The 23,612-nt window shown below is 62.8% G+C and carries 27 protein-coding genes; 10 read left to right on the plus strand and 17 right to left on the minus strand.

All coding sequences use genetic code 11. The features are described from left to right. Positions 1-34 precede the first annotated feature (34 nt). From ACI48D_RS21100 to ACI48D_RS21135, 8 genes are all read left to right on the plus strand, one after another. The gene (locus ACI48D_RS21100; RefSeq protein ID WP_435573214.1) at positions 35-247 is read left to right on the plus strand and encodes a Flp family type IVb pilin; all 213 of its coding nucleotides are present in this window, start codon (positions 35-37) and stop codon (positions 245-247) included. A gap of 108 nt (positions 248-355) precedes the next feature. Beyond that, positions 356-1,681, plus strand: a complete 1,326-nt coding sequence (locus ACI48D_RS21105; RefSeq protein WP_435573215.1) for a pilus assembly protein TadG-related protein — start codon at positions 356-358, stop codon at positions 1,679-1,681. 11 nt (positions 1,682-1,692) lie between these two features. Further along, positions 1,693-2,121 carry a TadE/TadG family type IV pilus assembly protein gene (locus ACI48D_RS21110; protein WP_435573216.1) on the plus strand — a complete coding sequence of 143 codons (429 nt, stop codon included), beginning with the start codon at positions 1,693-1,695 and terminating at the stop codon, positions 2,119-2,121. Next, a complete protein-coding gene (locus ACI48D_RS21115; RefSeq protein WP_435573217.1) occupies positions 2,118-2,543 on the plus strand; it encodes a TadE/TadG family type IV pilus assembly protein in 426 nt (141 codons plus the stop codon). The genes ACI48D_RS21110 and ACI48D_RS21115 overlap by 4 nt, the downstream gene beginning before the upstream one ends. 18 nt (positions 2,544-2,561) lie before the next feature. Beyond that, positions 2,562-3,713, plus strand: a complete 1,152-nt coding sequence (locus ACI48D_RS21120) for an AAA family ATPase (RefSeq protein WP_435573218.1) — start codon at positions 2,562-2,564, stop codon at positions 3,711-3,713. Between the two features lie 14 nt (positions 3,714-3,727). Continuing rightward, the gene (locus ACI48D_RS21125) at positions 3,728-5,074 is read left to right on the plus strand and encodes a CpaF family protein (protein WP_435573219.1); all 1,347 of its coding nucleotides are present in this window, start codon (positions 3,728-3,730) and stop codon (positions 5,072-5,074) included. A 12-nt stretch (positions 5,075-5,086) separates the two neighbouring features. Continuing rightward, positions 5,087-6,076 carry a type II secretion system F family protein gene (locus ACI48D_RS21130; protein ID WP_435573220.1) on the plus strand — a complete coding sequence of 330 codons (990 nt, stop codon included), beginning with the start codon at positions 5,087-5,089 and terminating at the stop codon, positions 6,074-6,076. 12 nt (positions 6,077-6,088) lie between these two features. Then, entirely contained in the window at positions 6,089-7,003 is a 915-nt protein-coding gene (locus ACI48D_RS21135) for a type II secretion system F family protein (protein WP_435573221.1), read from the plus strand. A 67-nt stretch (positions 7,004-7,070) separates the two neighbouring features. Here the strand turns inward: ACI48D_RS21135 and ACI48D_RS21140 are convergent, their stop codons facing one another. The 7 genes from ACI48D_RS21140 to ACI48D_RS21170 all read right to left on the minus strand — a co-directional run bounded on the left by ACI48D_RS21140 (position 7,071) and on the right by ACI48D_RS21170 (position 14,268). Then, complete coding sequence (locus tag ACI48D_RS21140; protein WP_435573222.1) at positions 7,071-7,772, minus strand: response regulator transcription factor; 702 nt, start codon at positions 7,770-7,772, stop codon at positions 7,071-7,073. Between the two features lie 282 nt (positions 7,773-8,054). Next, entirely contained in the window at positions 8,055-9,242 is a 1,188-nt protein-coding gene (gene pncB, locus ACI48D_RS21145; protein ID WP_435573223.1) for a nicotinate phosphoribosyltransferase, read from the minus strand. Positions 9,243-9,256: 14 nt separating this feature from the next. Continuing rightward, a complete protein-coding gene (locus tag ACI48D_RS21150) occupies positions 9,257-9,763 on the minus strand; it encodes an SET domain-containing protein (RefSeq protein ID WP_435573224.1) in 507 nt (168 codons plus the stop codon). A gap of 109 nt (positions 9,764-9,872) precedes the next feature. Further along, positions 9,873-11,546, minus strand: a complete 1,674-nt coding sequence (locus ACI48D_RS21155; protein WP_435573225.1) for an AMP-binding protein — start codon at positions 11,544-11,546, stop codon at positions 9,873-9,875. Positions 11,547-11,627: 81 nt separating this feature from the next. Next, positions 11,628-13,313, minus strand: a complete 1,686-nt coding sequence (locus ACI48D_RS21160) for a 4Fe-4S binding protein (protein WP_435573226.1) — start codon at positions 13,311-13,313, stop codon at positions 11,628-11,630. Beyond that, positions 13,310-13,816, minus strand: coding sequence for a DUF3306 domain-containing protein (locus tag ACI48D_RS21165; protein ID WP_435573227.1), 507 nt, complete (start codon positions 13,814-13,816; stop codon positions 13,310-13,312). Before ACI48D_RS21165 ends, ACI48D_RS21160 begins: the two co-directional genes overlap by 4 nt. 11 nt (positions 13,817-13,827) lie before the next feature. Further along, positions 13,828-14,268, minus strand: a complete 441-nt coding sequence (locus tag ACI48D_RS21170) for a DUF3305 domain-containing protein (RefSeq protein WP_435573228.1) — start codon at positions 14,266-14,268, stop codon at positions 13,828-13,830. Between the two features lie 135 nt (positions 14,269-14,403). Here ACI48D_RS21170 and ACI48D_RS21175 point away from each other — a divergent pair, with 135 nt between their 5' ends. Together ACI48D_RS21175 and ACI48D_RS21180 are read left to right on the plus strand one after the other, a co-directional pair. Next, complete coding sequence (locus ACI48D_RS21175; protein ID WP_435573229.1) at positions 14,404-14,502, plus strand: ribbon-helix-helix domain-containing protein; 99 nt, start codon at positions 14,404-14,406, stop codon at positions 14,500-14,502. Beyond that, positions 14,499-15,554 (plus strand): RNA-guided endonuclease InsQ/TnpB family protein, encoded by a 1,056-nt coding sequence (locus ACI48D_RS21180; protein WP_435573230.1) that lies wholly within the window; start codon positions 14,499-14,501, stop codon positions 15,552-15,554. The genes ACI48D_RS21175 and ACI48D_RS21180 overlap by 4 nt, the downstream gene beginning before the upstream one ends. A gap of 13 nt (positions 15,555-15,567) precedes the next feature. On the opposite strand, the gene ACI48D_RS21185 is transcribed toward ACI48D_RS21180, so the two are convergent. The 10 genes from ACI48D_RS21185 to cydB all read right to left on the minus strand — a co-directional run bounded on the left by ACI48D_RS21185 (position 15,568) and on the right by cydB (position 23,597). Further along, positions 15,568-16,116, minus strand: coding sequence for a hypothetical protein (locus tag ACI48D_RS21185; protein ID WP_435573231.1), 549 nt, complete (start codon positions 16,114-16,116; stop codon positions 15,568-15,570). Positions 16,117-16,134: 18 nt separating this feature from the next. Then, the gene (locus ACI48D_RS21190; RefSeq protein ID WP_435573232.1) at positions 16,135-16,584 is read right to left on the minus strand and encodes a hypothetical protein; all 450 of its coding nucleotides are present in this window, start codon (positions 16,582-16,584) and stop codon (positions 16,135-16,137) included. A gap of 29 nt (positions 16,585-16,613) precedes the next feature. After that, positions 16,614-17,714 carry a formate dehydrogenase subunit gamma gene (locus ACI48D_RS21195; RefSeq protein WP_435573233.1) on the minus strand — a complete coding sequence of 367 codons (1,101 nt, stop codon included), beginning with the start codon at positions 17,712-17,714 and terminating at the stop codon, positions 16,614-16,616. 10 nt (positions 17,715-17,724) lie between these two features. Then, positions 17,725-17,937, minus strand: coding sequence for a hypothetical protein (locus ACI48D_RS21200; protein WP_435573234.1), 213 nt, complete (start codon positions 17,935-17,937; stop codon positions 17,725-17,727). Beyond that, positions 17,934-18,614, minus strand: coding sequence for a formate dehydrogenase FDH3 subunit beta (fdh3B, locus tag ACI48D_RS21205; protein ID WP_435573235.1), 681 nt, complete (start codon positions 18,612-18,614; stop codon positions 17,934-17,936). Before fdh3B ends, ACI48D_RS21200 begins: the two co-directional genes overlap by 4 nt. A 16-nt stretch (positions 18,615-18,630) precedes the next feature. Further along, positions 18,631-21,453 carry a formate dehydrogenase subunit alpha gene (locus ACI48D_RS21210; RefSeq protein ID WP_435573236.1) on the minus strand — a complete coding sequence of 941 codons (2,823 nt, stop codon included), beginning with the start codon at positions 21,451-21,453 and terminating at the stop codon, positions 18,631-18,633. A gap of 22 nt (positions 21,454-21,475) precedes the next feature. Continuing rightward, positions 21,476-21,688, minus strand: a complete 213-nt coding sequence (locus ACI48D_RS21215) for a formate dehydrogenase (RefSeq protein ID WP_435573237.1) — start codon at positions 21,686-21,688, stop codon at positions 21,476-21,478. An 8-nt stretch (positions 21,689-21,696) separates the two neighbouring features. Then, positions 21,697-22,326, minus strand: a complete 630-nt coding sequence (locus tag ACI48D_RS21220) for a TorD/DmsD family molecular chaperone (protein ID WP_435573238.1) — start codon at positions 22,324-22,326, stop codon at positions 21,697-21,699. Positions 22,327-22,467: 141 nt separating this feature from the next. Beyond that, entirely contained in the window at positions 22,468-22,590 is a 123-nt protein-coding gene (locus tag ACI48D_RS21225) for a DUF2474 domain-containing protein (RefSeq protein WP_435573239.1), read from the minus strand. Next, positions 22,590-23,597 (minus strand): cytochrome d ubiquinol oxidase subunit II, encoded by a 1,008-nt coding sequence (cydB, locus tag ACI48D_RS21230; protein ID WP_435573240.1) that lies wholly within the window; start codon positions 23,595-23,597, stop codon positions 22,590-22,592. The genes ACI48D_RS21225 and cydB overlap by 1 nt, the downstream gene beginning before the upstream one ends. Positions 23,598-23,612: the final 15 nt, after the last annotated feature.

Below are 23,612 nucleotides of genomic sequence, written 5' to 3' on the forward strand. Positions count from 1 at the left end.
CACTTTTTCAACGTATCTTGAAAGGACTTTGATCATGAATATCTTGAAAGCAAGCATGGAAATGCTCGCCGACTTTGCACGTGAAGAAAACGGTGCCCAAATCGTCGAGTACGGACTCATTATTGCTGCCGTGTCTCTCGTTCTGATCGCTCTGTTAGCCCAATTGGGTACCAGTGGCGGCGCCTTCAGTCTGCTACGAGATAACGTTGCGAGCTGGTTAGCTTCTTCGGCGAAGCCCGCCGGCTAATCGAATCTTTGGCTACTAGTGGGGGCATGCGTGGTTATCTGAACACTTTACAGCCCCTTCTAGAGTCAAGGTTGCAGGCAATATTAGTCTCACGAAGAGGAGTACGCGATGACACCCAAAATAAAACCCAAGAGGAGCGAACAGGGGGCAGTTATCGTCACTTTTGCACTGTTTATATTTCTTTTGCTGGGCTTTATGGGGCTTGCGCTAGACCTCGGCCATCTCTTCGTTATCCGCACCGAACTGCAGACCTCCATGGACGCCTGCGCCTTGGCCGGCGCCCAAGAGCTGAACGGCCAGTTCAAGGCGGTCACGCGTGCCATCAATGCTGGCATTGCAGCCGGCAATGCCAACAACGTCGATTTGCAGTCAACGACTTGGAACGGAAAAACGAAGGTCAGCGCCGCCGACATTAAGTTTTTCGATAAAGACCACGGCCCGACTACCGATGACACGCTGGCACGTTTCATGCGCTGTGAACATGCTCAGCAGGGTACGCAAACACCGCTGCTGGGTATTTTCGGCGCCTACTCTTCAGCAGCGAACGCTGGCTCAATGAATGTCAACGCATTCGCCGAAGCAACGACGGCGCCATCGCAGTCCACCTGTCCGCTGCCGCTCGCGCTGGTGAAAGACGCAACCAGAGTCGGACCGGGCCGACCTTTCGGATACGACAAGGGAGACTGGGTACCTTTGCTGCTTGGTCAGTCCACTACCACCGGTGGACAAATAGGATGGGCAAATTTGGATGGCAACAACAGTGGGGCCAAGGATCTCACCACGCAGCTCCAGGGCTATTGCGGCAGCCGTGTCGACGACAATATTACCAACGCTAACGCCAATGGCGCAGCCGGCACGAAAGCCTCCTTGGTCGAAGAGTGGAACGGCCGTTTCGGCATCTACAAAGATGCTACTGGTTACAAGACTATTTATCCGGATTACACGGGGTATGGGTATACCAGCACGGATTGGAAGAAGACGAATGCGAGCGGCAAATCCTGCTGTGCCTTCGACAGTGCTTCGGATGGCGCGGGCAATACAGGATTCCTATTGCGCCGGCAGGCATTCGACACCTGCAGCGGCACTTCCATCGCTGCCGCCAATACATGCGAGACAACCATGGGATTTACCTTGAGCAATAACCTTAAGTCGTTCGCGACCGGCGGTTCAAGCGGCCAGTTGCGCCAATATGGCACGAATCGGCGCGTTGCAGTAGTGCCCGTGGTAGATGGGACACTAACCAACACGCCCACGCAGATAAAGGATTTCGCCTGCGTGTTCATGCTGCAGCCAATCCCCAGCCCCAACAGTACCACGCAGGTCTTCCTAGAATACATCGGCAAGGCGTCCGACTTGGGTAGCCCTTGCACGGCAGGCGGCTTGGCAGGCAACGCAAGCAGCGCCGGCCCTCTGGTGCCCGTGCTGGTGCGCTAAAGGAGGACACGATGAAACGAGAACAACGGGGGGTCGCCTTGGTCGAATTCGCGTTAGTCCTGCCTCTGATGCTCATGATGACATGCATCGCCACAGAGTTCGGCCGCGCCTATTACCAATACAACACGATCACGAAATCGGTCCGCGAAGCGGTGCGCTACTTGTCCGTGCGCGCGCCGAACGTCGATATCGACAAGGCCAAGAATATCGTTGTCTACGGCAACCCCGCCGGGACCGGTACTCCCCTTGCCCCTGGCCTAAGCGTTACAAACGTCAGCATTCCCGACCGGGGCACCGCCGGCAGCTACCCGACCTTCAGTACGGTCAGCGTGGTGGTGACAGGCTACACCTTCGTCCCCATGGTGACCAACACTTTCGGCTTGGTTTTCAACAACATCACCTTCGGCCCGATCGCGGCAACTATGCGGAGTCCATCATGAAATGCAAGCAGACAGGTGCAACCATCGTCGAATTCGCTCTGGTGTTACCGTTATTCATGACTTTCCTGCTCGGGGTTCTCGAATTTTCCCGCATGCTGTACACCTGGAACGTGGCCAACGAAGCGACAAGGGAAGGCGCCCGCTACGCCGTGGTTTGCGCCGACCCATCCAGTAAGGATCGCATTGTGGCCCGCATGCAGACACTCATGCCGCAGGTCGGCGCGACCAAGGTAAATGTCAACTGGCAGCCTGCCGGATGCGACGCCAAAAGTTGCGAGGGCGTCACTGTGTCCTTGACCGATTTGAACTTCACCTGGGTCACCCCGATCGTCGGCGCCGCCATCGGATCGACCTTCGCCATGCCCGCGTTTTCCACCTATCTGCAGCGGGAAATGATGAGCTACAACGACAAGGTGTGCTAATCCAACATTGAGGATACTATGAAAATTGCACTAATTTCCGAGGATAGACTCCTGCTTCAGCAAATGCGCGCGATCCTGGGCGACGGCGACGACGAGCTGATGACGATGCCGAGCCAAGCTCCCGACCTGCGCAACATCGTGAAAGAATCCGCACCGGACCTGATGCTCGTTGATGGCAGGAACAAGGAGGCACTCGACCTCGAACACGTGGAACGGCTTACCCTACAGTACCCTGCGGTGGCAGTGGTCCTGATTTCTGACGCCGCCTCACCCAAGTTCCTGCTGGCCGCGATGCGTGCCGGCGTGCGCGAAGTCATCTCGCCATCGCACCTTCAGGAACTGCTGCGCGCAGCAGTCGAACGCATCGCGGCCAAGCTAACGGCTGCCCAAGCTAGCGACCATGCGAAGATCCACGCATTCATCGCGACCAGCGGCGGGAGCGGCGCGACCTTCCTCGTGACCAACTTCGGCTACCAGCTTGCCCAATCACATAAGGTGCTGCTGGTCGACCTGAATCTGCAATTCGGCGACGCGTTGAGCTTCATTCAGGATGGCAAGGCATCCAAGTCCATCGGCGACATCGCGCGCGACATCAAACGCCTCGACAGCTCGCTACTGAACGCCAGCACCATTCACGTGACGCCGAACTACCACATCCTGGCGGCTCCGGAAGAACCCGGCCAGGCCTCCGACATCCGGCCCGAGCACATCGATGCCATTCTCGGGTTGGCCGTCACGCAGTACGACATCGTACTACTAGACATGCCCCGCATCGTCGATGCAATGCTGATGACGGCGCTAGACCGCGCCGCCTCTATCTTCCTGGTGCTCCAGGCTAGCGTGCCCCATCTGCGCAATGCCGACAAACTACTGTCCGCCTTCCGTTCGCTCGATTATTCGAGGGAGAAGGTCGCGCTAATCCTGAACCGCTACGACAAACGCAACGACATCACAATCGACAAGATACACAAAGCGCTGGGGCAACTCGAAATCCACACTATCGCCAACGGCTACCGGCAGGTAAGCACGGCGATCAACCAGGGTGTGCCGCTGATGCAACTGGAACGCAAGCATGGGGTGATCCGCAGCCTTAACCAGCTCGGCGACACCATGGCGCCCGCTGCCGAGCATCCGGCCAGCCTGTTCGAGCGCCTGTTCAAGCGTGCCTAAAATGCGGAGGTTTTATGTCGCTCAGAGAAAAACTTAGTCTCCAACAACCGGACGGCGAGCGGGCTCCGCTGCAAACAGTGCAACGCGAAGCCTACAAGCAGCTGAAGGAACAGATGCACCTGAAGCTGGTTGAACAGTTCGACTTGACCACGCTCGAAAGCCTGCCCGCGGAGAAGTTGCGCCAGGAAATCGCCGCGTCAATCGACCGGCTACTGCTTGACGAACAGGTACCGGTCAGTGCCCTCGAGCGCCGCATGCTGGTGCGCGATATCCAGCATGAGATGCTGGGGTTTGGCCCACTCGAGCTGCTAATGGCCGATGCCACCGTATCGGATATCTTGGTCAACTCCTACGATAATGTCTACGTCGAGCGCCACGGCAGACTGGAACGAACCGACGTTAGCTTCACCGACGAACGCCACCTACTGCGGATCATCGACAAGATCGTCTCCTTGGTTGGACGCCGCATCGACGAATCGAGCCCGATGGTCGACGCGCGCCTGCCAGATGGCTCACGGGTGAACGCGGTGATTCCGCCGATCGCCCTCGACGGGCCAATGATGTCGATCCGCCGCTTCGCCCACATTCCCCTGCGAATGGAAAACCTGGTAAACGACCTGCGCAGCCTGACGCCGGAAATGGCCGAGATGCTCGAGGGGCTCAGCCGGGCCAAGGTCAACATGCTGATTTCCGGCGGCACCGGCGCCGGTAAGACCACGCTGCTGAACATCCTGTCTGGGTACATCCCCGAGTCCGAGCGCCTAGTCACGATCGAGGACGCTGCCGAGCTGCAACTCCAGCAGCCGCATGTGGTGCGCTTGGAAACGCGACCGCCCAACATCGAAGGAAAGGGTGAAGTCACCGCGCGTGCACTTGTCAAGAACGCGCTGCGGATGCGGCCGGACCGCATCATCATCGGCGAGGTGCGCGGAGCCGAAGCGGTCGACATGCTGCAAGCAATGAACACCGGTCACGAAGGCTCGCTCACCACTATCCACGCCAACACGCCGCGCGACGCGCTAGCGCGCATGGAAAACATGATCGGCATGGCGAACCTGAACCTGCCACACAAGGCCGCGCGCCAGCAGATCGCTTCCGCCATCACGGTCGTCGTCCAAGCACTGCGCCTGACCGATGGCAAGCGCAAGATCACTAGCATCCAAGAGGTGACGGGCATGGAAGGCGACGTGATCACGATGCAGGAGATCTTCAGCTACGCCCAGACCGGGGTCGATGCCGACGGCAAGATCATCGGGCATTTCCAAGCCAGCGGCGTGCGGCCGAAGTTTACCGAACGCTTACGCTCCTTCGGTATCCACTTGCCCGACCGCATGTTCGATCCGGCACGGCACTATTCCTGAGGAGTGCACGCAATGTCCGATCTTCCTAAGAACGACATATTTCCGGTCATTTCGATCTTGGTTTTCCTTACGGTCATGTTGCTGATGGAGGCGATATACTTGTTCTGGCGCACGCGCCGCGGGGCGCAGGCCCTGCGTCTGAACCGGCGCTTGGACCTGCTTTCCCAATCGGGCACTGCCGATGGACAGCGCACCTTACTGAAGCAGCGTAAGCTGAGCGATGTTTCCGCGTTCGCCCGACTTCTGAACAGATTGTCGTTTGTGCCGAGACTCGAGCGCTATCTCGCTCAATCCGGCCTCAGCTGGACAGTAAGTAGTCTGGTCCTTACTAGCGGCACGGCCGCCGCCATGGGCATCGCCATCGCTGCCCTAACCGCAAGTCCGGTCTTTTTAAGCATCGGCTATGCACTTGTACTTGGCTCGATTCCTTGGACTTACGTTGGACGCGCGCGTGCCAAACGACTCCGCAAGCTGGAGAATCAGTTGCCCGATGCCCTTGACCTGATCACCAGAGCAATGCGCGCGGGCCATTCGCTTCCTCTTGGCATACAACTTCTTACCGAAGAAATGCCGAATCCAATTGCAAGCGAATTCCGCCATGTGCATGAGCAAGTCAGTTTCGGCGTGTCGCTGCAACAAGCCCTGTCCAATCTCTGCGACCGCGTGCCGTTGACGGATTTCCGCTACTTCGTGGTATCAATTCTCATCCAACGGCAGTCCGGCGGCAACCTAACCGAAGTGCTCGGGAACCTCAGCCGCCTGATCCGAGAGCGGCTCAGGTTGCTGGGGCGCGTCAGAGTGCTTTCTGCGGAAGGGCGGATGTCGGCCTGGGTCTTAGGCGTTCTTCCCTTCTTCGTCGGTGCGCTATTGCAAATCTTTAACCCCGACTTCATGGGGCCTTTCTTAACCGATCCTTTGGGCATCAAAATGTTGCAAACCCTGCTGAGCATGATGGCGGTGGGGGCATTTTTTCTGTCCCGAATTGTCAAGATTCGTGTCTAATCGGAGAATTCGATGTTACTCCCCATTGTCGTCTTCTTTGCAGTCACCTTTGGAACGATCGGAGCTTTCCTCTGGCTCGTTCCCGACAAAACCGACAAGCGGCTACACGCCTTGTCCAACAGGAGCGATCCTGATGCGATGGGCTGGCAGACTGCCGTCGTCAACGTCGTTACACCGTTTGCGAAACTGTCCACGCCCTCAGGAGACTGGGAGTCTTCCCCGTTCCGTCTGAAATTCATCCAAGCCGGTATCCGCCAGCCAAGGGCCCCACACGTTTTCTTCGGCCTGAAGACCCTGCTTCCATTCCTTCTTGCTGTCCCGGTGTTCTTTTTGCTGCGAGGCACGCAAGAAATAAGCACTGTGAAACTATTGACGGGCGTGTTTTGTGCGGCAGCCATTGGCTGCTACCTTCCGAATATTTTATTGAATTTCGTTGTAAAGCGACGCAAGCGCGAGATTTTCGACAATTTCCCCGACGCAGCCGACCTGATGCTGGTGTGTGTGGAGGCTGGCCTTGGTCTAGATGCCGCACTCACGCGCGTTGCCGAAGAGCTGCTGGACAAGAGTGCTACACTGGCGGAAGAGTTGCAGCTAACTAACCTAGAGATTCGCGCAGGCAGCACCCGCGAAAAGGCATTGCGAAATCTATCTCTGCGCAGCGGTGTGGAAGAACTCAACTCCTTCGCTACCATGCTGATTCAGGCCGATAAATTTGGTACTAGCGTCGGAGATTCGTTGCGCGTGTTTTCCGAAGACCTGCGTCACAAGCGCCAGGTGCGGGCAGAGGAACATGCGGCGAAGGTGCCGACCAAGATGCTCTTCCCGCTTGTCTTGTTCATTTTTCCATCCATTATTATGGTCGTGCTAGGACCGGCAATCATACAGATCGTCCGCCACGTCGGTCCAATGCTGTCCGGCCAGCAGTGATCGCAAAAACACAGGGCGCAATCCAAAGATTGCGCCCTGTCTAATAACAACCTAGTTATCCAGCCTGCTAAGCCACTTCCGCCACACCCACCCCCAGATGGCTCCGCACATAAACATACAAATCCAATCGATTACCAACCCCAAGCTTCTGGTAAATCGAGGATAAATGATTCCTCAAAGTCGACTCCGAAATAAAGAGTTGTTTCGCCAGATCCTTATTCGTGCGAACTTTATTATCGACGACGGCATGCAATACCTTGCGTTCACGCGGCGTCAGTAAACTAAGATGTCCCTTGGGTGTCGCCGGCGCCGGCTGCTCACGCGCCCGCCGCATGACCTGCAAAGCCATCCCAGTCGCCTCACGGCCAAACCACAACTCGCCTTCATGGGTTTTTTCGATGGCCTTGATGATCTCGTCGGCGCTGGAGCGCCGGGTCAGCACGCCCTGTGCGCCGCAACGGACGCTTGCCGCCAGCGTATCTTCCGTGACCTCTTCCATGAAAAGGAGCGTGCGGCGTCCGGTGGTCAGCGCCTCGGGCAACAGGCCCTCCACCGTCATCGTCGCGAGTTCGTTGCGCATCAGGACAAGGTCCGGGGTAACGCCGGGAATCTGGAGGAGCGCATCGGTTTGATTACTGGCGATGCTGACCACTTCCATCAGGGGACGGTGCCCGTTGATCAATTTGGTCAGCGCCCACAACATGAGCTGATGGTTTTCGACCACCAGGACGCGAATCGGTTTATTCAATACATTATGTATATTGGACATTATATTTTCTTTTAGAAAAAATAAGAACATCCGCTGAAGGTATTACTTACTAAATTTCAGCGCGTTGGTGATGTTTTCTCCGGTACCAATGTCCGCACATCATATTGATGAGACACGTCAATACTATAATCCAGATCCTTACCGAAAGTCCATAATTATGATTAATCTAGAGATTAAAAACGACATCTTGAACGAATACATTATTCAAAAGTATGTTCAATTTCTTTATCGAAAAATATTAAATAGAATCGTACAAATGAATGTGAATTAATGCATTCTGGATTAAATATGTTGATCGAATACTTGCCGTAAATAAGCGATAAACGTATCGTCGGTGCCCATGCCCTTGCCGGGGCTGTCCGACAGCTTGGCCACCGGCTGGCCGTTGCAGCGCACCAGCTTCATGACGATGTTCAGCGGCTCGAATTGCGTGTCGTTGGTGAGCTTGGTGCCGATGCCGAAGCCCAGCTGCACGCGGTCGGCGAAGTGGCGGTACAGGTCCAAGGCCTTCGGCACCGTCAGCGCGTCCGAGAACACCAGGCGCTTGGTGCGGGCGTCGATGCGCAGCTTGGCGTAATGGGCCAAGGCCTTCTCGCCCCATTCGACCGGGTCGCCGGAATCGTGGCGCAGGCCGTCGAACAGCTTGGCGAAATACAGGTCGAAGTCGCGCAGGAAAGCATCCATGCCGACCACGTCGGTCAGCGCGGTGCCGAGGTCGCCCCGGTATTCCTGCACCCAGTCTTCCAGCGCCTTCTTCTGGAAGTCGCGCAGGCGTACGTCGAAGGATTGGAAAGCCTGCATGTATTCGTGGGCCATGGTGCCGATCGGCACCAGGTTGAATTTCTTCGCCAGGTAGACGTTCGAGGTGCCCCTGAAGTACTGCGGCAGCTCGCGCGCCATGGTGGCCACCACTTCTTCGTGCCACTCGCCGGAAAAGCGGCGGCGCACGCCGAAATCGAAGAAATCGAAGGGGTTCAGGCGCTTCGGTTCCGTGTCGAAGGCGCGGAATTCGTCGACCTTCTGTTTCAGGCGCTTGCGGCCCTCTTCCAGCGCAGCCGCCTGGTCGACACGGCGGAAATACAGTTCGTTGACGATGTAGAGCACGAAGATCTCGAAGCCCATCACGTGCACGATCGGGCCGGAAGCGCGGATGCGCAGGTGCGGGCCGTCGGTGTTGACGCTGACGAACTTGCGCTGGAAGCGGAACAGGGTCAGGAAATCGGCGAAATCGCTCTTGATGAAGCGCAGCGAGCGCAGGTATTCCACTTCCTCCTCGCTGAACATCATCTCGCACAGGCGGTCCAGCTCGCGTTCGACCTCGTCCTTCAGCTCGGCCAGCGGAAAGGCCGGCGTGTTGCGGCATTTGAATTCGTATTCTCCGATGGCACCGGGGTGCATGTGCAGGAAGGCCTGCCACATCGTGAATTTATAAAGGTCGGTTTCGAGCAGACTGCGGACGACTGGTTTCATTGGAGGCTTTCGGTTCAGGTGCGATCTTGCACCGGCTTTTTCGCGCGGCGCTTGGGCGCCAGCATGGTACCGCTACAGGCTGGGGTGCCGCAGCGGCAGGCGAACAGGCGCTTGAGGGCGGGCGTGTGCCGCTCGTCGTAGATCAGCGCATAGTTGTAGTTGAGTTCCTCGCCCTCGTCGATGTCGCGCAGGGCGTGGATGTAGACGCGGCCGTCTTCCTCGTAGGCTTCGCAGTTCGGCTCGCAGGCGTGGTTGATCCAGCGCGCATCGTTGCCGCGCCGGCCGCCGTCGATCACGTTGCCGTCGGCCAGGCTGAAATAGAAGGTGTGGTTGACGGGCCCGCCGCGCTCGGCGGCGCGCTGGGTTGCAGCGTCCCAGCTGATGCGCTCGCCGCGGTATTCGATGATGCGTTCCCCGGCCGCGATCGGGCGCAGGGCGAACACGCCATTGCCGTGGACCGGGGACTTCCTGACTTCGTAGGCGGCTAGCTTCGGTGCTGCGGGTTTCTTCGTGGTGCTCATTTTGGATAGGGGGAGGTTGAAGGGACGGGGCCGCTTGTTGTCGATTCTATATTATTCACCGAATCGCCGCAGGACTGCTACACGGATTCCCTCCCCTGCCGGCGCCGCGTCAGGCGCCGAAATCCTCCTCGAGGAACTCACCGGCGCGTCCGCCCGCCTGCTCGGCCTTGCGCAGTTCGACCCGGCGGATCTTGCCCGAGATGGTCTTCGGCAGCTCGGTAAACTCCAGCCGGCGGATCCGCTTGTAGGGCGACAGCCGCTCGCGCGCGAACGCGAAGATGGCGCCGGCCAGCTCGCGGGTCGGCTCGACCCCGGGACGCAGCGTAATGAAGGCCTTCGGCACCGACAGGCGCAGCGCGTCGGGACTCGGGACGATCGCCGCTTCCAGCACGTCCGGATGCTCGATCAGCACGCTCTCCAGCTCGAAGGGGCTGATGCGGTAGTCCGAGGACTTGAACACGTCGTCGTTGCGGCCGACGTAGAAATAGTAGCCGTCCGCATCGATGCTGGCGGTGTCGCCGGTATGGTAGTGGCCGGCGCGCATGACGTCGGCGGTCTTGGCCTCGTCGCCCTCGTAGCACAGCATCAGGCCCTGCGGCACCGGGTCGAGCTTCAACGCGATCTCTCCCTCTTCGGCCGGCTGGTCGTCGGCGTCGAGCAGGGTCACGCGGTAGCCCGGCAGCGGACGTCCCATCGAGCCCGGCTTGACGAGCTGGCCCGGCGGATTGCCGATCTGGCAGGTGGTTTCGGACTGGCCGAAGCCGTCGCGGATGCGGATGCCCCAGGCCCGTTCGACCTGCTCGATGACTTCCGGATTCAGCGGCTCGCCGGCGCCGACCAGTTCGCGCAGCGGCGGCTTCCACGCCGCCAGGTCTTCCTTGATCATCATGCGCCACACGGTCGGCGGCGCGCATAGCGACGTCACGCCGCAGCGGCAGATCACGTCGATGCAGGCGCGCGCCGAGAAGCGCTCGTAGTTGTAGACGAAGATGGTGGCGCCGGCGTTCCACGGCGCGAAGAAGCAGCTCCACGCGTGTTTCGCCCAGCCGGGCGAGCTGATGTTCCAGTGCACGTCGCCCTGTTTCAGGCCGATCCAGTACATGGTCGACAGGTGGCCGACCGGGTAGCTCTGGTGGCTGTGCAGCACCAGCTTGGGCTTGGCGGTGGTGCCGGAGGTGAAGTACAGCAGCAGCGGGTCGGTGGCTTTCGTGATGCCCTCAGGGGTAAAGGCTAACGCTGCGGCGCTGCTGTCGGCGAAATCGGTCCAGCCATCCGCTGCGCCGCCGACGGCGATGCGGGTGTAGTCGCCCGGCAGCTCCGCGAACTTGTGCGCCTCGGACGCCTGCGCGATCACGTGGCGGATGCGGCCGCGCTGCAGGCGGTCTTCGAGGTCGGCGGGCGACACCAGCATCGTGGTCGGCACCAGCACCGCGCCCAGCTTGATTCCGGCCAGCATGATCTCCCACAGCTCGACGCGGTTGGGCAGCATGAGCAGGACCCGGTCGCCGCGCCGCACGCCTTGTGCGCGCAGCCAGTTGGCGACCTGGCCGGAGCGGGTCGCCATGTCGGCATAGCTGATCTTCTTCTCGCTGCCGTCTTCCTCGACCACCCACAGGGCCGGCGTCGGGTTGTCCTTCGCCTGGACGTCGAAGAAGTCGAGCGCCCAGTTGAATTCAATGAGTTCGGGCGCCCGGTAGTCGCGGTAGGCGGTGTCGTAGTCGAGGCGCTGCTGTTGCAGGAAGTCGCGCGCCTGGATGAAGCGCTCGTAGGGGGTTGCGGCCATGGCTGTCTCCTTGTTCGCAGGGTTGTATGTTTTATTGCGAACATTTTGCCATGGCTTGCTGACGGCCGGGTTACACGTGCGCTATTTTCGCCGCAGCTCCTGGACCTGCTCGATGCTCACCTCGTCGCGCGGGGTCATCATGTCGATCACGCGACAATCGCCGCACATGCGCATGCGCTCGAGGTTGCCGGCGAAGGCCGGATGCGAGGCCAGGCGCCCCAGCATCATCTCGACCATGCGCAGCGTGCCGAACGGCTTGCTGCAGCGGATGCAGTGGAAGGGCTGGGTTTCGTTCAGCACGACGGTCTGCTTGCGCGTCTCCATCAGGTTCATGCGCGGCACCAGGCGGATCGCGTCTTCCGGACAGGTCGTGGCGCACAGGCCGCACTGGACGCAGTTCTTCTCGACGAAGCGCAGCTGGGGCGCGTTCTGGCCATCCATCAGCGCCGAACTCGGGCAGGCACCGACGCAGGACATGCACAGGCTGCAGGCGGAGGAGTCTACCGCCAGCGTGCCGAACGGCGCCCCCGCCGGTAGCGCAATCTCCTGCACGGGCGCAGGCGCGTGGCGCACCAGGTGGTCGAGCGCGTAGTCGAGCGTGTTGCGCTTGTCCGCGGCGAGGTTGAAGCCGGCGCGCTGGCTTGGGGTTTGCCCCCGGGGCGCGTGCTGCAGCGCGACCGTCAGCTCGTCGACGCTGCTCGCCCGCAGCAGCTGCAGGTGCGGGCCGGCATAACCGAGGCCGTCGAGGATGGCCTGGGCGATCTCCATCTGCTGGCCGAGCGCGGCCGCGTACTGCGGGGCCTCGGCATCCGTCATGAACACCGTGACGCCGGCCGCGCCATAGGCCAGCGCGCTCAGCCAGACCTCGATGCCGGTCGATGCCGTGTGGTGCAGGCCGAGCGGCAGCAGGCGCCCGGGGACCGCGTCGCCGGCCTGGGCCAGCAGCGCCGCGCCTTCGAGGCCGTGAAACAGCAGCACCGGTTCAAGCCCGCCCGCCTCCTGATAGGCCCGCAGCGCGGTCTTGATGCGGCTGCCCGTGTCGCTGGCGGACGGGTAGGCATACGAGATCGCGCCGGTCGGGCAGACCGTGGTACAGGCGCCGCAGCCGGCGCACAGGTAAGGGTTCACCTTGATCAGGTCGCCGGCGCCCTCGATCGCGCCGGCCGAGCAGATCTCGATGCAGGCATTGCAGCCGACCAGCTGGTTGCGGCTGTGGGCGCACAGGCGCTCCTTGTAGCTGAAGTATTTGGGCTTTTCGAAGTCGCCGACCATCTCCAGCAGCTGCTCGACGGCGGCGGTGCGCGCCGCTTCGTCGGGGCCGGGCGCGTAATAGCCGTGCGGGCGCTGGTGGGTCGTGATCTGCGGGCTGGCGCCGAGGTCCAGCACCAGGTCGAACTTGCCGTGTTCCGGGCTTTTCCCCGGCGCCTGCCAGGTCGCCTGGAAGGCGCCCAGCCAGCCGCTCAAGACCACCGCGCGGGCCGGGAACACCGGGTAGATGCGCAGCGGCGGCCGGTTTTTCTCGTCCACTTCCGCATCCAGCAGCAGCACCGTCACCTGCACGCCGGCGGCGAGCCGGTCGGCCCAGGGCAGCACCGAGGCGGCGCTGCCGATGACCAGGGTGTGGCCGGCCGAGCGGTAGCCGACCGTGTCGAGCGGCTCGTGCGGTGCGATGCTGCCGAGGGCGGCGATGGCGGCGCTGCGGGCGAGCAGGTTGCGCGCTTCCCCGGCCGGATCGGCGCCTTGTCCTTCGATAAAACGAATATTCATTGCGTCTCTTGTTCAGGTGGTTGTTGTGTTTGTGGTTCTGCTTGCGATGCTGCCTGTGGTGCGGCTTCCGGCTCGTCCTCGACCATTTTCATGAATACGCTCTTCGCATGTTCGAGCGAGGCCAGCATGGTCTCGGACATCGGGCTCGGTTTGGTGTAGTCGTCGATGTAGACGTCGAGCTTGTCCATCACCTTGAAATGCGGGTCGGCGAACAGTTTTTTCAGGGCGCCGCGGCGCACGGCCTGGTCGACGCCGCGCGCGACGAAGGCCGAGAAGTCGGAGTCGGCGTCCAGCGCGGCCACGTCTTCCAGCGTGGGCAGCGGGCGTGCCGGCGCGGCCGCGGGTTCCGCCGGCGCCCGCAGCGGTGCCGGCTGAGGTACGGCCAGCGCCGCCGCCGCCGCATCGGCGGAATCCTCGGCCAGCCCTGCCGGCGCCGGCTCCCTTCCCTCACGGACTTCGGTCTTGCGGCGCGCCCAGCGGCGCAGGAATCCTTCCCCGGACATGGCGCGGCCCGTCACCCGTGCTGGCGCCCGCGGCGCGGCTTGGGCTGGAAGTACTGGCGCAGGTAGCCGGCTACCCAGGAATAGATATCGGCCGGCATGGTCACGCCGTCGGCGTTTTCGCCGGAGTCGAACATGCGCGTTCCCTCGACGTAGCTGACCGAAGCCCGCACCGGCATCGCAAGACCGTCCTGCATGCGCCACAGCACGAAGACCTTGGATTCGGGCGCCATCACGTTCTCGTAATAGCCTTCGTTCTCGTCCGGGTACAGCTCCAGTTCGAGACCGGAAACCAGGTAGTAGTCGCGCTCCGGCGTCTGGCTGAGCATCTGCACGGGCGGCAGGTTGCCGCGGTCGGGCACCACGCCCACCGCTTCCCAGGCATCGTCCGCCCAGACGTGCTTGACGCTGCGGCGTTGCATCAGCACCGCGATCGGCATACTGCCCATCTTCATCAATTTTGCTCCGAGAAACCTCGCCCTGCGGGGCGGGGAGTGAAAGGAGTGCAAGCCACAGGCTTGCTTGCCTTTCGGTTAAATGACGGGTAACGTGCGTATACGAAGCGCATAAATACATTCCTGCCAGAGCCCATGCTCGCCCAGCTCCGTGCCCTGTCCGAGCAGTGCGACGTTCCGGTGTCGGAGCTGATCCGCCGTGCCATCGACGAATTCCTGAACAAGCAAAAGTGATCCTCGTCTACAGATACCGGGTGAAATCGCTGAACGGCTTGCTGAACAGGCAGGCCCGAGAATGCAATTTCGTCTGGAACTACTGTAACGACCGGCAGAAAGACGCCTTGCGCTTCAATCGTCCGTGGCTGACCGGCTTTGACCTGAACAAACTCACGACCGGCAGTAGCAGGGAACTTGGCCTGCATTCCGGCACGGTGAACGCGGTGTGCGAGCAGTACGCCAAGTCCCGCTCCCAAAAAAAACGTCCGTATCTTCGCTATCGTGGCAAACGCTCGCTTGGATGGGTGCCGATCAAGGGCCGCGAATTGAAGCGCGAAGGCGATGCGTTCCGCTTTGCGGGAAATACCTTCCGTGTATTCCATAGCCGCCCGCTCCCCGAAGGGAAGATCAAGGACGGCACGAACTTTTCCCGCAACGCTCGGGGCCATTGGTTCCTCAACATCGTGATCGACCTTTCGGTTGACACGGCCAACGCTCGCCGGCCGGTGCGCGGCGTCGGCATCGACCTTGGCCTGAAAGAATTCGCCACGTTGTCCACCGGCGAGAAGATTGAGGCGCAGCGCATCTATCGCGGTGCAGAGCAGACGCTGGCCATCGCGCAGCGGGCCAACAAGAAGCGACGAGTGAAGGCGATCCATGCGCAGATCGCCCATCGCAGAAATGACTTTCACCATAAGCTCTCGACCCGCATCGTCCGGGAGTTTGACTATATTGCTGTTGGCAACGTGAATGCCAAAGGACTCGCCAGGACCAGCATGGCGAAATCCATTCTCGATGCAGGCTGGTCGTCCTTTCGGAGTCAACTTGCGTACAAGGCTGTTAAGCATGGCGCATGGTTTGAGGAAGTGGACGAGAAGTACACCACCCAGGCGTGTTCGGGTTGCGGGGCGATTTCCTGCAATAGTCCGAAAGGTAGGGATGCGCTCGGAATAAGGCAGTGGATATGCGCTGAGTGTGGCGTTGAGCATGATCGTGATGTGAATGCTGCTAAAAATATCCTTGCCCGATGCGGACGTGCATCGCTGGTAGTAGGAATCCCCGTCCTTTAGGCCAGGGAGGACGTCAACGGTTCTTCACGTCAGGCGTGCCCTTGTCAACGGTCGGCTTGGCATCGCGGGGCTGGGCTATGGTGGGCCCCTTCTTGACGTCCGCGCTCGGCGCTGCCGTGCCCAGTTTTTCGCTCTTGATCGCGGGATTGGAGCCGGCCTGCCCCGCGGCCGTGGTCGCGCCGGCGCCAAGCGTACCCGGGGCCGGCGCGTTGGCCGGTCCGGCGGCCGTGACGGGTGCGCCGCCCGCGGCCGGTGCGGCGCCAGCAGCCGGCGCGGCGGCCGCGATGGCCACTGCCGGATGGGTCTGCCAACCTTCCTTGGCGGCGCGGGTGCGCCAGCGGGCGGTGACGGCATCCATCGACGCCGCCAGGCTGAGCTTGTCCTTGGCGGCCTGGGCGTCGGCGGCGGCCTTCTTGGCGGCCGCGGCCTGCTGCTGGGCCGGGGTCGGCGGCGGCAGGGCTGCCCAGGCGGCGCTGGCCAGCAGCAGTCCGGCAATCAGCAGGGCCGCCTTGATCGCGGGATGCCGGCCCTTGTGTCCTCGCCTGAAATGATGCGTTCTCATGGCATGATCCTCTTCGATTCAGCGGCCCGGCGCAGCGCTGCTCGCGCCCGGGTCGCGGTGGGCGGCGGCCGGTTGCGGCGCCGGCGTGGCCTCCGGCTTGACCGGGTTGTTGCCGCTGTCGCCGGATGGCTTCTCGGTGGCGCCCGTCTGCGCTGCGGTGCCGCTGGACGGCGTCGACACCCCGTTGCTCGGGCCCTGGCCGGTTTCGCGCGTGCTGCCGCCGGTACCCGCGCCCGCGGTATTGCCGCCGGCGCCGCCGGCGATGCCCGGCGTGCCGCCCGCATAGGTGGCGTCGGTCTTCGGTCCGCCGTTGCGCGCCATGACTTGGCCGCTGGTGCCGCCGCCGGCCGTGACCATGCCCGGAAACTTGGTTTCGCGCATGGCGTTGTCACCGTGCTGCTTGCAGCCGGCCGTGCTCAGGAGCAGCGCCGCCGCACCCGCATGCATCAGAAAAACGAATGCTTTCATGGTGTGTTCCTCGTGCCTCAGAGCGCTGCTCAGTGTGCTGGACCTGGGCGCCTGCCCGGCGGGATATTGCCCGGGGCGCCTCCCGAAGGCGGATGGTCGGGCGGCACGCGGTCGTCGAAGGTGCCCGGCGGTACGCCCGCCTTGACCTCGTCGTACCACAGGCCGTGGTGGGCCCTGGCCCAGCTTTCGTCGACGTCGCCGTGGCGCATCGCGTGGTAGGCGCCCGGGGTGCCCCAGGTGCCGATGTAGATGTGACCCATGGCGGCGGCGATGTAGAAGGTCGCGCCCAGCAGGTGCAGGTAGTTGGCGACCTGCAGCACGTAGCGGGTCTGGCCGAAGGCGATGAAGTCCAGGATCAGGCCGCTGATCGACATCACCAGGCCCAGCAGGGTCACGCCCAGCCAGAACCAGCTCTTTTCGCCGGCGTTGAAGAAGCCGGCCGGCACATGTTCGTGGGTCAGCATGCCGCCGCCCTTGCGGAACCACAGCCAGTCGATCTTCCTGAAGAAATTTCGGTGCAGGAAGGTGAAGAACATCGCCACCGAGCACAGGATGAACAGCGGGCCGATGAAATTGTGCAGGTACTTGAAGATGTAGGCGACGAAGGCGAAGATGTCGTGGCCGAGCAGCGGGATCAGCAGCTTCTTGCCGAACAGGATCACCAGGCCGGTAACGGCCAGGATGATGAAGCTGATCGCGGTGGACCAGTGGATGAAGCGTTCCCAGTCGGTAAAGCGGCGGATGCGCCGCCCCGTGTCGGGCTCGTCGGCCTTGATCTTGCCGACGACCTTCGCGACCACGAGCACGCCCAGCAGCGCCAGCACGAGGATGGCGCCCGACAGGGTCGCCAGCGGGCCGTTGCGCAGCACGCGCCATTCATTGCCGCCGCGCTGGACGATGACGGTGCCCTCCTTCTGGCCATACTGGCCGAGGTAGTGGCGGTCGATGTGCACGCGGCCCGAATCCTTCGAGGCCAGGCCCGGCTCGGGCGAGTGCGAATCCTTCTCGGCCTGGAGGATGGTCTGCTCTTCGGCATAGGCCGGCTGGGCGCGGTTGTTGGGCACCCCGGCCCAGGCCGTGGACAGGCTCAGCGCCATCAGCACGGGCAATAACCAGTGAAATAGTCGCATGGTCGGCTCCTCAGGGATTGGCCCGGTTGTATTCGTTCTGGTGCTGGTTGCGGTTGCTGATCGTGCCCCACCAGGCCAGCCTGTCGTTATGGAACCAGGTGGCGAACTGGCGATTGTCCTTCTTGCCGGCGTACTGGCCTTTCACCCATTGCGGATGCTGGTCGACCTCGAGGCAGCCGGCCAGCAGGCACAGTGGTAACAGCGTGATGAAAAGTCGCTTCATGTCGGCAGCCTCCGCGGGTTTTGCACATCCGTGACGTCCTGGTTCGGGCGCGGGCCCTCGCCGGTGGCCTTGATCTCGCCGCCGCGCTTCGGCTTGCCGTAGGCGATATCCCAGCCCCACAATTCTGGGCCGTAGCCGCGCGTCTCGACGCGCTGGCGGTAGATATCGGAAATCACGCCGGCGTCGCCGCCGATCAGGGCCTTGGTGCCGCACATCTCGGCGCAGGCCGGCAGCTTGCCCTCGGCGATGCGGTTGCGGCCATACTTCTTGAATTCCATTTCGGAGGTGTCCGGTTCGGGGCCGCCGGCGCAGAAGGTGCACTTGTCCATCTTGCCGCGGTGGTTGAACAGGCCGCTCTCCGGGAACTGCGGCGCGCCGAACGGACAGGCGTAGTAGCAGTAACCGCAGCCGATGCACTGGTCCTTCGAGTGCAGCACGATGCCGTCTTCGGTGTGGTAGATGCAGTTGACCGGGCACACTGCCAGGCAGGGTGCATCGGTGCAGTGCATGCAGGCCATCGAGATCGAGCGCTCGCCGGGCACGCCATCATTGATGGTCACCACGCGGCGCCGGTTCACGCCCCACGGCGTCTCGTTCTCGTTCTTGCAGGCCGTCACGCAGCCGTTGCAGTCGATGCAGCGCTCCGTGTCGCAAATGAATTTCATCCTTGCGGGCATTTCAATCTCCTTTTCCCTATGCGCGCACCAGGCGGCACAGCGACACTTTGGTTTCCTGCATCATCGTCACGGCGTCGTAGCCGTAGGTCCAGCCGGTGTTGACGGCCTCGCCGCGCACGGCCGGCGCGCCCCCTTCCGGGTAATGCTTTTCCAGGTCCTCGCCCATCCACCAGCCGCCGAAGTGGAAGGGCATCCAGACCAGGCCCTCCGGCACGCGCTGGGTGACCATCGCCATCAGCTTCAGGCGCGCCCCGGTCGGGGTTTCGACCCACATGAAGTCGCCCAGCTTGACGCCGATCTGGGCCGCGTCCTGCGGGTTGACTTCGCAGAACATGTTCTGCTGCAGCTCGGCCAGCCAGGGGTTCGAGCGGGTTTCCTCGCCGCCGCCCTCGAACTCGACCAGGCGGCCGGAGGTCATGATGAGCGGATAATCCTTTGAGAAGTCGACCTGCTGGACCGACTTGTACAGGGTCGGCAGGCGCCAGAACGCGGCCTTGTCGTCGTAGGTCGGGTACTTCGCCACCAGGTCGCGCCGCGGCGAGACGATCGGCTCGCGGTGGACCGGCACCGGGTCCGGGAAGTTCCAGACATTGCAGCGTGCGCGCGCGTTGCCCCAGGGCGCGCAACCGTGGGCGATGACGACGCGGATGATGCCGCCCGACAGGTCGGTCTTCCAGTTCTTGCCCTCGGCGGCGGCCTGCTCTTGCGGCGTGAGGTCGGCCCACCAGCCGAGTTTTTTCAGGAACACGTGGTCGAACTCGGGATAGCCGACGTCCAGCTCGCTGTCCTTGTTGCTCCAGCCGTCGGCCGCCAGCAGGCTCTCGCCGTTGTGTTCGACGCCCCAGTTGGCGCGGAACGGCAGGCCGCCCTCGGCCACCGACTTGTGGATGTCGTACAGGATCGGCGTGCCCGGGTGCTTCATTTCCGGCGTGCCCCAGCACGGCCACGGCAGGCCGTAGTAGTCGCCCTTGCAGGGACCGTCCTCGGCGCGCAGGGTGGTCGGGTTGAAGGTGTGCTTGTTCTGCATGTGCAGCTTGAGGCGCTCCGGCGAGCAGCCGGTGTAGCCGATGGTCCAGCAGGAACGGTTGATCTCGCGGAGGATGTCCTCGATCACCGGTTCGTTGTTGACCACCTTGATGTTCCTGACCAGCTCGTCGGCGAAGCCCAGCTTTTTCGCGAACAGATACATGATCTCGTGGTCGGTCTTGCACTCGAACAGCGGCTGGATCACGCGCTCGCGCCACTGGATCGAGCGGTTCGACGCCGTCACCGAGCCCTGGGTTTCGAACTGCGAGGCCGCCGGCAGCAGGTAGACGCCGTTCTCGCGCCCGTGCATCGATGCCGTCATGCTCGGATAGGGGTCGATCACGACCAGCATGTCGAGCTTCTGCATGGCCTTCTTCATGTCCGGCAGGCGGGTCTGGCTGTTCGGCGCGTGGCCCCAGTAGAACACGGCGCGCAGGTTGGTCGGCTGGTCGACGTACTGGTTGTCTTCCAGCACCGCGTCGAACCAGCGCGAGACCGTGATGCCCGGCTTCTCCATCAGCTCCTTCGAGCCGAAGCGCGACTTGATCCACTCGTAATCGACGCCCCAGACGTTGGAGAAGTGCTTCCACGCGCCCTCGGCGATGCCGTAGTAGCCCGGCAGCGAATCGCCGTTCGGGCCGACGTCGGTGGCGCCCTGCACGTTGTCGTGGCCGCGGTAGATGTTGGCGCCACCGCCCTGCACGCCGATATTCCCCAGCGCCAGCTGCAGGATGCACAAGGCGCGCACATTGGCAGTGCCGACGTGGTGCTGGGTGATGCCCATGCACCAGACCACCGAGGAGGGTTTGTTCTTGGCCAGCATCTCGGCCGTCATGCGCACGGCGGATTCCGGCACCCCGGTCACGTCCGTGACCTTGTCCGGCGTCCATTTCGCCACTTCCTTGCGGACGTCGGCCATGCCGTTGGTGCGGGCGGCGATGTACTCCTTGTCTTCCCAGCCGTTCTCGAAGATGTGCCACAGGATGCCCCACACCAGTGCGATGTCGGTACCCGGACGCACGCGCACGTAATGGTGGGCAAAGCGCGCCGTGCGGGTGAAGCGCGGGTCGATGACGATCATCTTCGCGCCCAGTTCCTTGGCGTGCAGGAAGTGCAGCATCGAGATCGGGTGGGCCTCGGCCGGATTCGAGCCGATGAACATCACCGCCTTGCTGTAGTGCAGGTCGTTGAAGGAGTTCGTCATCGCGCCGTAGCCGAAGGTCTGGGCCACGCCCGCGACCGTGGTCGAGTGGCAGATGCGCGCCTGGTGGTCGCAGTTGTTGCTGCCCCAGAAGGAAACGAACTTGCGCAGCAGGTAGGACTGCTCGTTGTTGTGCTTCGAGCTGCCGATCACCATCAGCGCGTCCGGGCCGGATTGCTGGCGCAGCTGCAGCAGCTTGTCGCCGATCTCGTTGATGGCCTGGTCCCAGGAGATGCGCTCGTACTTGCCGTTGACCAGCTTCATCGGATAGCGCAGGCGGTGCTCGCCGAAGCCGTGCTCGCGCACCGAGGCGCCCTTGGCGCAGTGGGCCCCCATGTTGATCGGCGAGTCGAAGGCCGCTTCCTGGCGCACCCAGACGCCGTTCTGCACCACCGCTTCCACCGAACAGCCGACCGAGCAGTGGCTGCAGACGGTGTGCTTGATCTCGGTCTTCGGCGGCGCGGCGGGCGCCGGATCGGCTGCCGAGGCCGGCTCGATGACGTTCAGCGGCAGGTGGCGCGCGACCGCCGCGGCGCCGGCCGTGACACCGGCCCCGACCAGGAATTTGCGCCGTTTCAACCCGCTGTCGCGCGAAGTCTTCACCAGGGTCATGACTGCTCCTCAGTTCCTAAAATCACCAGTAGGCGGCCGTGCTGTAGTAACGGCGGATGTGTTCGGTTTCGTGGTAGCCCTTCGGCTTGGCCGGTACCTCCGGCGCGGGCGCGGCTGCGGGTACGCCGGGCTCGGCGGCGCCGGCGCGGGCCGCCACCACGGCCAGGGCGCCCAGCGGCGCGGCCTTCAGCAGGCTGCGGCGGGCGGGATCGGGAGCTTTTTCATCGGTAGCCATGCTGGTCCTCATGCGGCAAGTGGTGCGTCGGCCGGCTCCCAGACCGCGAAGGCATGGGCTTCGACCGCCAGGAAGGCGCCGGCGAAAGCGGCTGCCACCCGGTAGAAGTTGGCGGGTTCGGCGCCAGCGATGTCGGCCAGGCAGGCCGCGTACCAGGGCTGGACGTGGGCCACGAACAGCTGCTTTTGCTCGGCCAGCGGCTGGCGCGCGATGCCCGGCGCGCCGGCAATCAGCACGCGCATGGTCTCGCACAGGGAGCCCAGGTGATCCTCGAACTCGCCCACGCCGCGCGCACGCGCCAGGCGCAGGCGGGCCAAGTCCTGGCGCAGCGCGGCCAGCGGAAAATCGTTCAGGTGGCCCGACAGGTAGAACGAGCCGTAGGGGTTCAGCAGCGGATTGCCGGTGCTGATGAAGAGCGCATCGAATTCCTCGGCCACCGCATCGGCATCCATCACGCTGGCGGCCTGGGTCAGCTTCAGCCACGCATCCTGGAGGGTGCGCCCGGCCTCGTCGACACCGTCGGCGGCGATCGGCTCGGCCGCGGCCAGCGCGGCCAGCAGGGCGGCGTTCGGTGGCGCCAGCATCAGACGCGCGATCAGCGCGTAAAAATCGGCCCGCGCCTGGTCCTCGTCGGACAAGGGTAAGGCAATCGTTTGTAAGGACGCGGTCTCCTGTGGCACTGGGTGGTTCTCCCGTTAGCAAATCTATACTGAAAGTGTAGTACCACGGCACCCAAAGGGCGCGCACAGTTGAACTATTTCGCTCCTCTCCGCGCTTTCCTATTTCATGCCGGCTGCATGCATCGCTACCCGCAGCACCCAGGCAAGCACGCCCAGCGCCGCCACCCCGGCCAGCCACAGCGCCACCAGCCAGCCCACGCGCCGCAGCCAGAGCGGCGCCATCAGTGGTAGCCCTCGGTGTCCCCGACCTTGCCGCGGAAGACGTAGTACGACCAGCCGGTATAGGCCAGGATCAGCGGCAGCACGATCAGGGTGCCGACCAGTGCGAAGCGCTGGGTGGCCGGTGGCGACGCCGCTTCCCAGATCGTGATCGTGGGCGGCACGATGTGCGGCCAGATGCTGATCGCCATCCCCGTAAAGCCCAGCAGCACCAGGGCCAGCGCGCCGATGAAGGGCTGGCGGAACGGTTCGCGCTTCAGCGACCACAGCAGCCAGAACGCGGATGCCGCCACCAGTAGCGGCACCGGCGACAGGATCAGCAGGTTCGGAAAGCTGAACCAGCGCTCGGCCACCTGATGCTGCGACAGCGGCGTCCAGACGCTGACCGCCGCGATCGCCCCCAGCAGCAGCCAGGTGAAGAGGCGCGCCAGCTTCACCATCCGGCCATGCAGCTCGCCCTCGGTCTTCATCACCAGCCAGGTCGCGCCCAACAGCGCATAGGCGATCATCACCCCGCAGCCGGCCGCCAGCGGGAACGGCGCGAACCAGTCGAGCGGGCCGCCGGCGTAGCTGCGCCCCGACACCGGAATTCCTGCCAGGTACGCCCCCAGCGACACCCCCTGGAAGAACGCCGCCGCCGTCGAACCGCAGATGAAAGCCAGGTCCCAGATCGGCCGTTCGCGGTCGTTGGCCTTGAAACGGAATTCGAAGGCCACGCCGCGGAAGATCAGCCCCACCAGCATGAAGATCAGCGGCAGGTAGAGCCCCGGCAGGATCACCGCGTAGGCGGCCGGGAAGGCCGCCAGCAGCCCTTCCCCGCCCAGCACCAGCCAGGTCTCGTTGCCGTCCCAGATCGGCGCCACCGAGTTCATCATGACGTCGCGCTCGCGCTTGCCCGGCACGAAGGGATACAGCATGCCGATGCCGAGGTCGAAGCCGTCCAGCACCACGTACATGAAGACGGAGAAGAAGATGATCGTGGCCCAGACCGCGGTGATGTCGATGTTCATGCTCGTTCCGGTGCC

The organism is Massilia sp. LXY-6, from assembly GCF_051233485.1.
Lineage (GTDB): Bacteria > Pseudomonadota > Gammaproteobacteria > Burkholderiales > Burkholderiaceae_D > Telluria.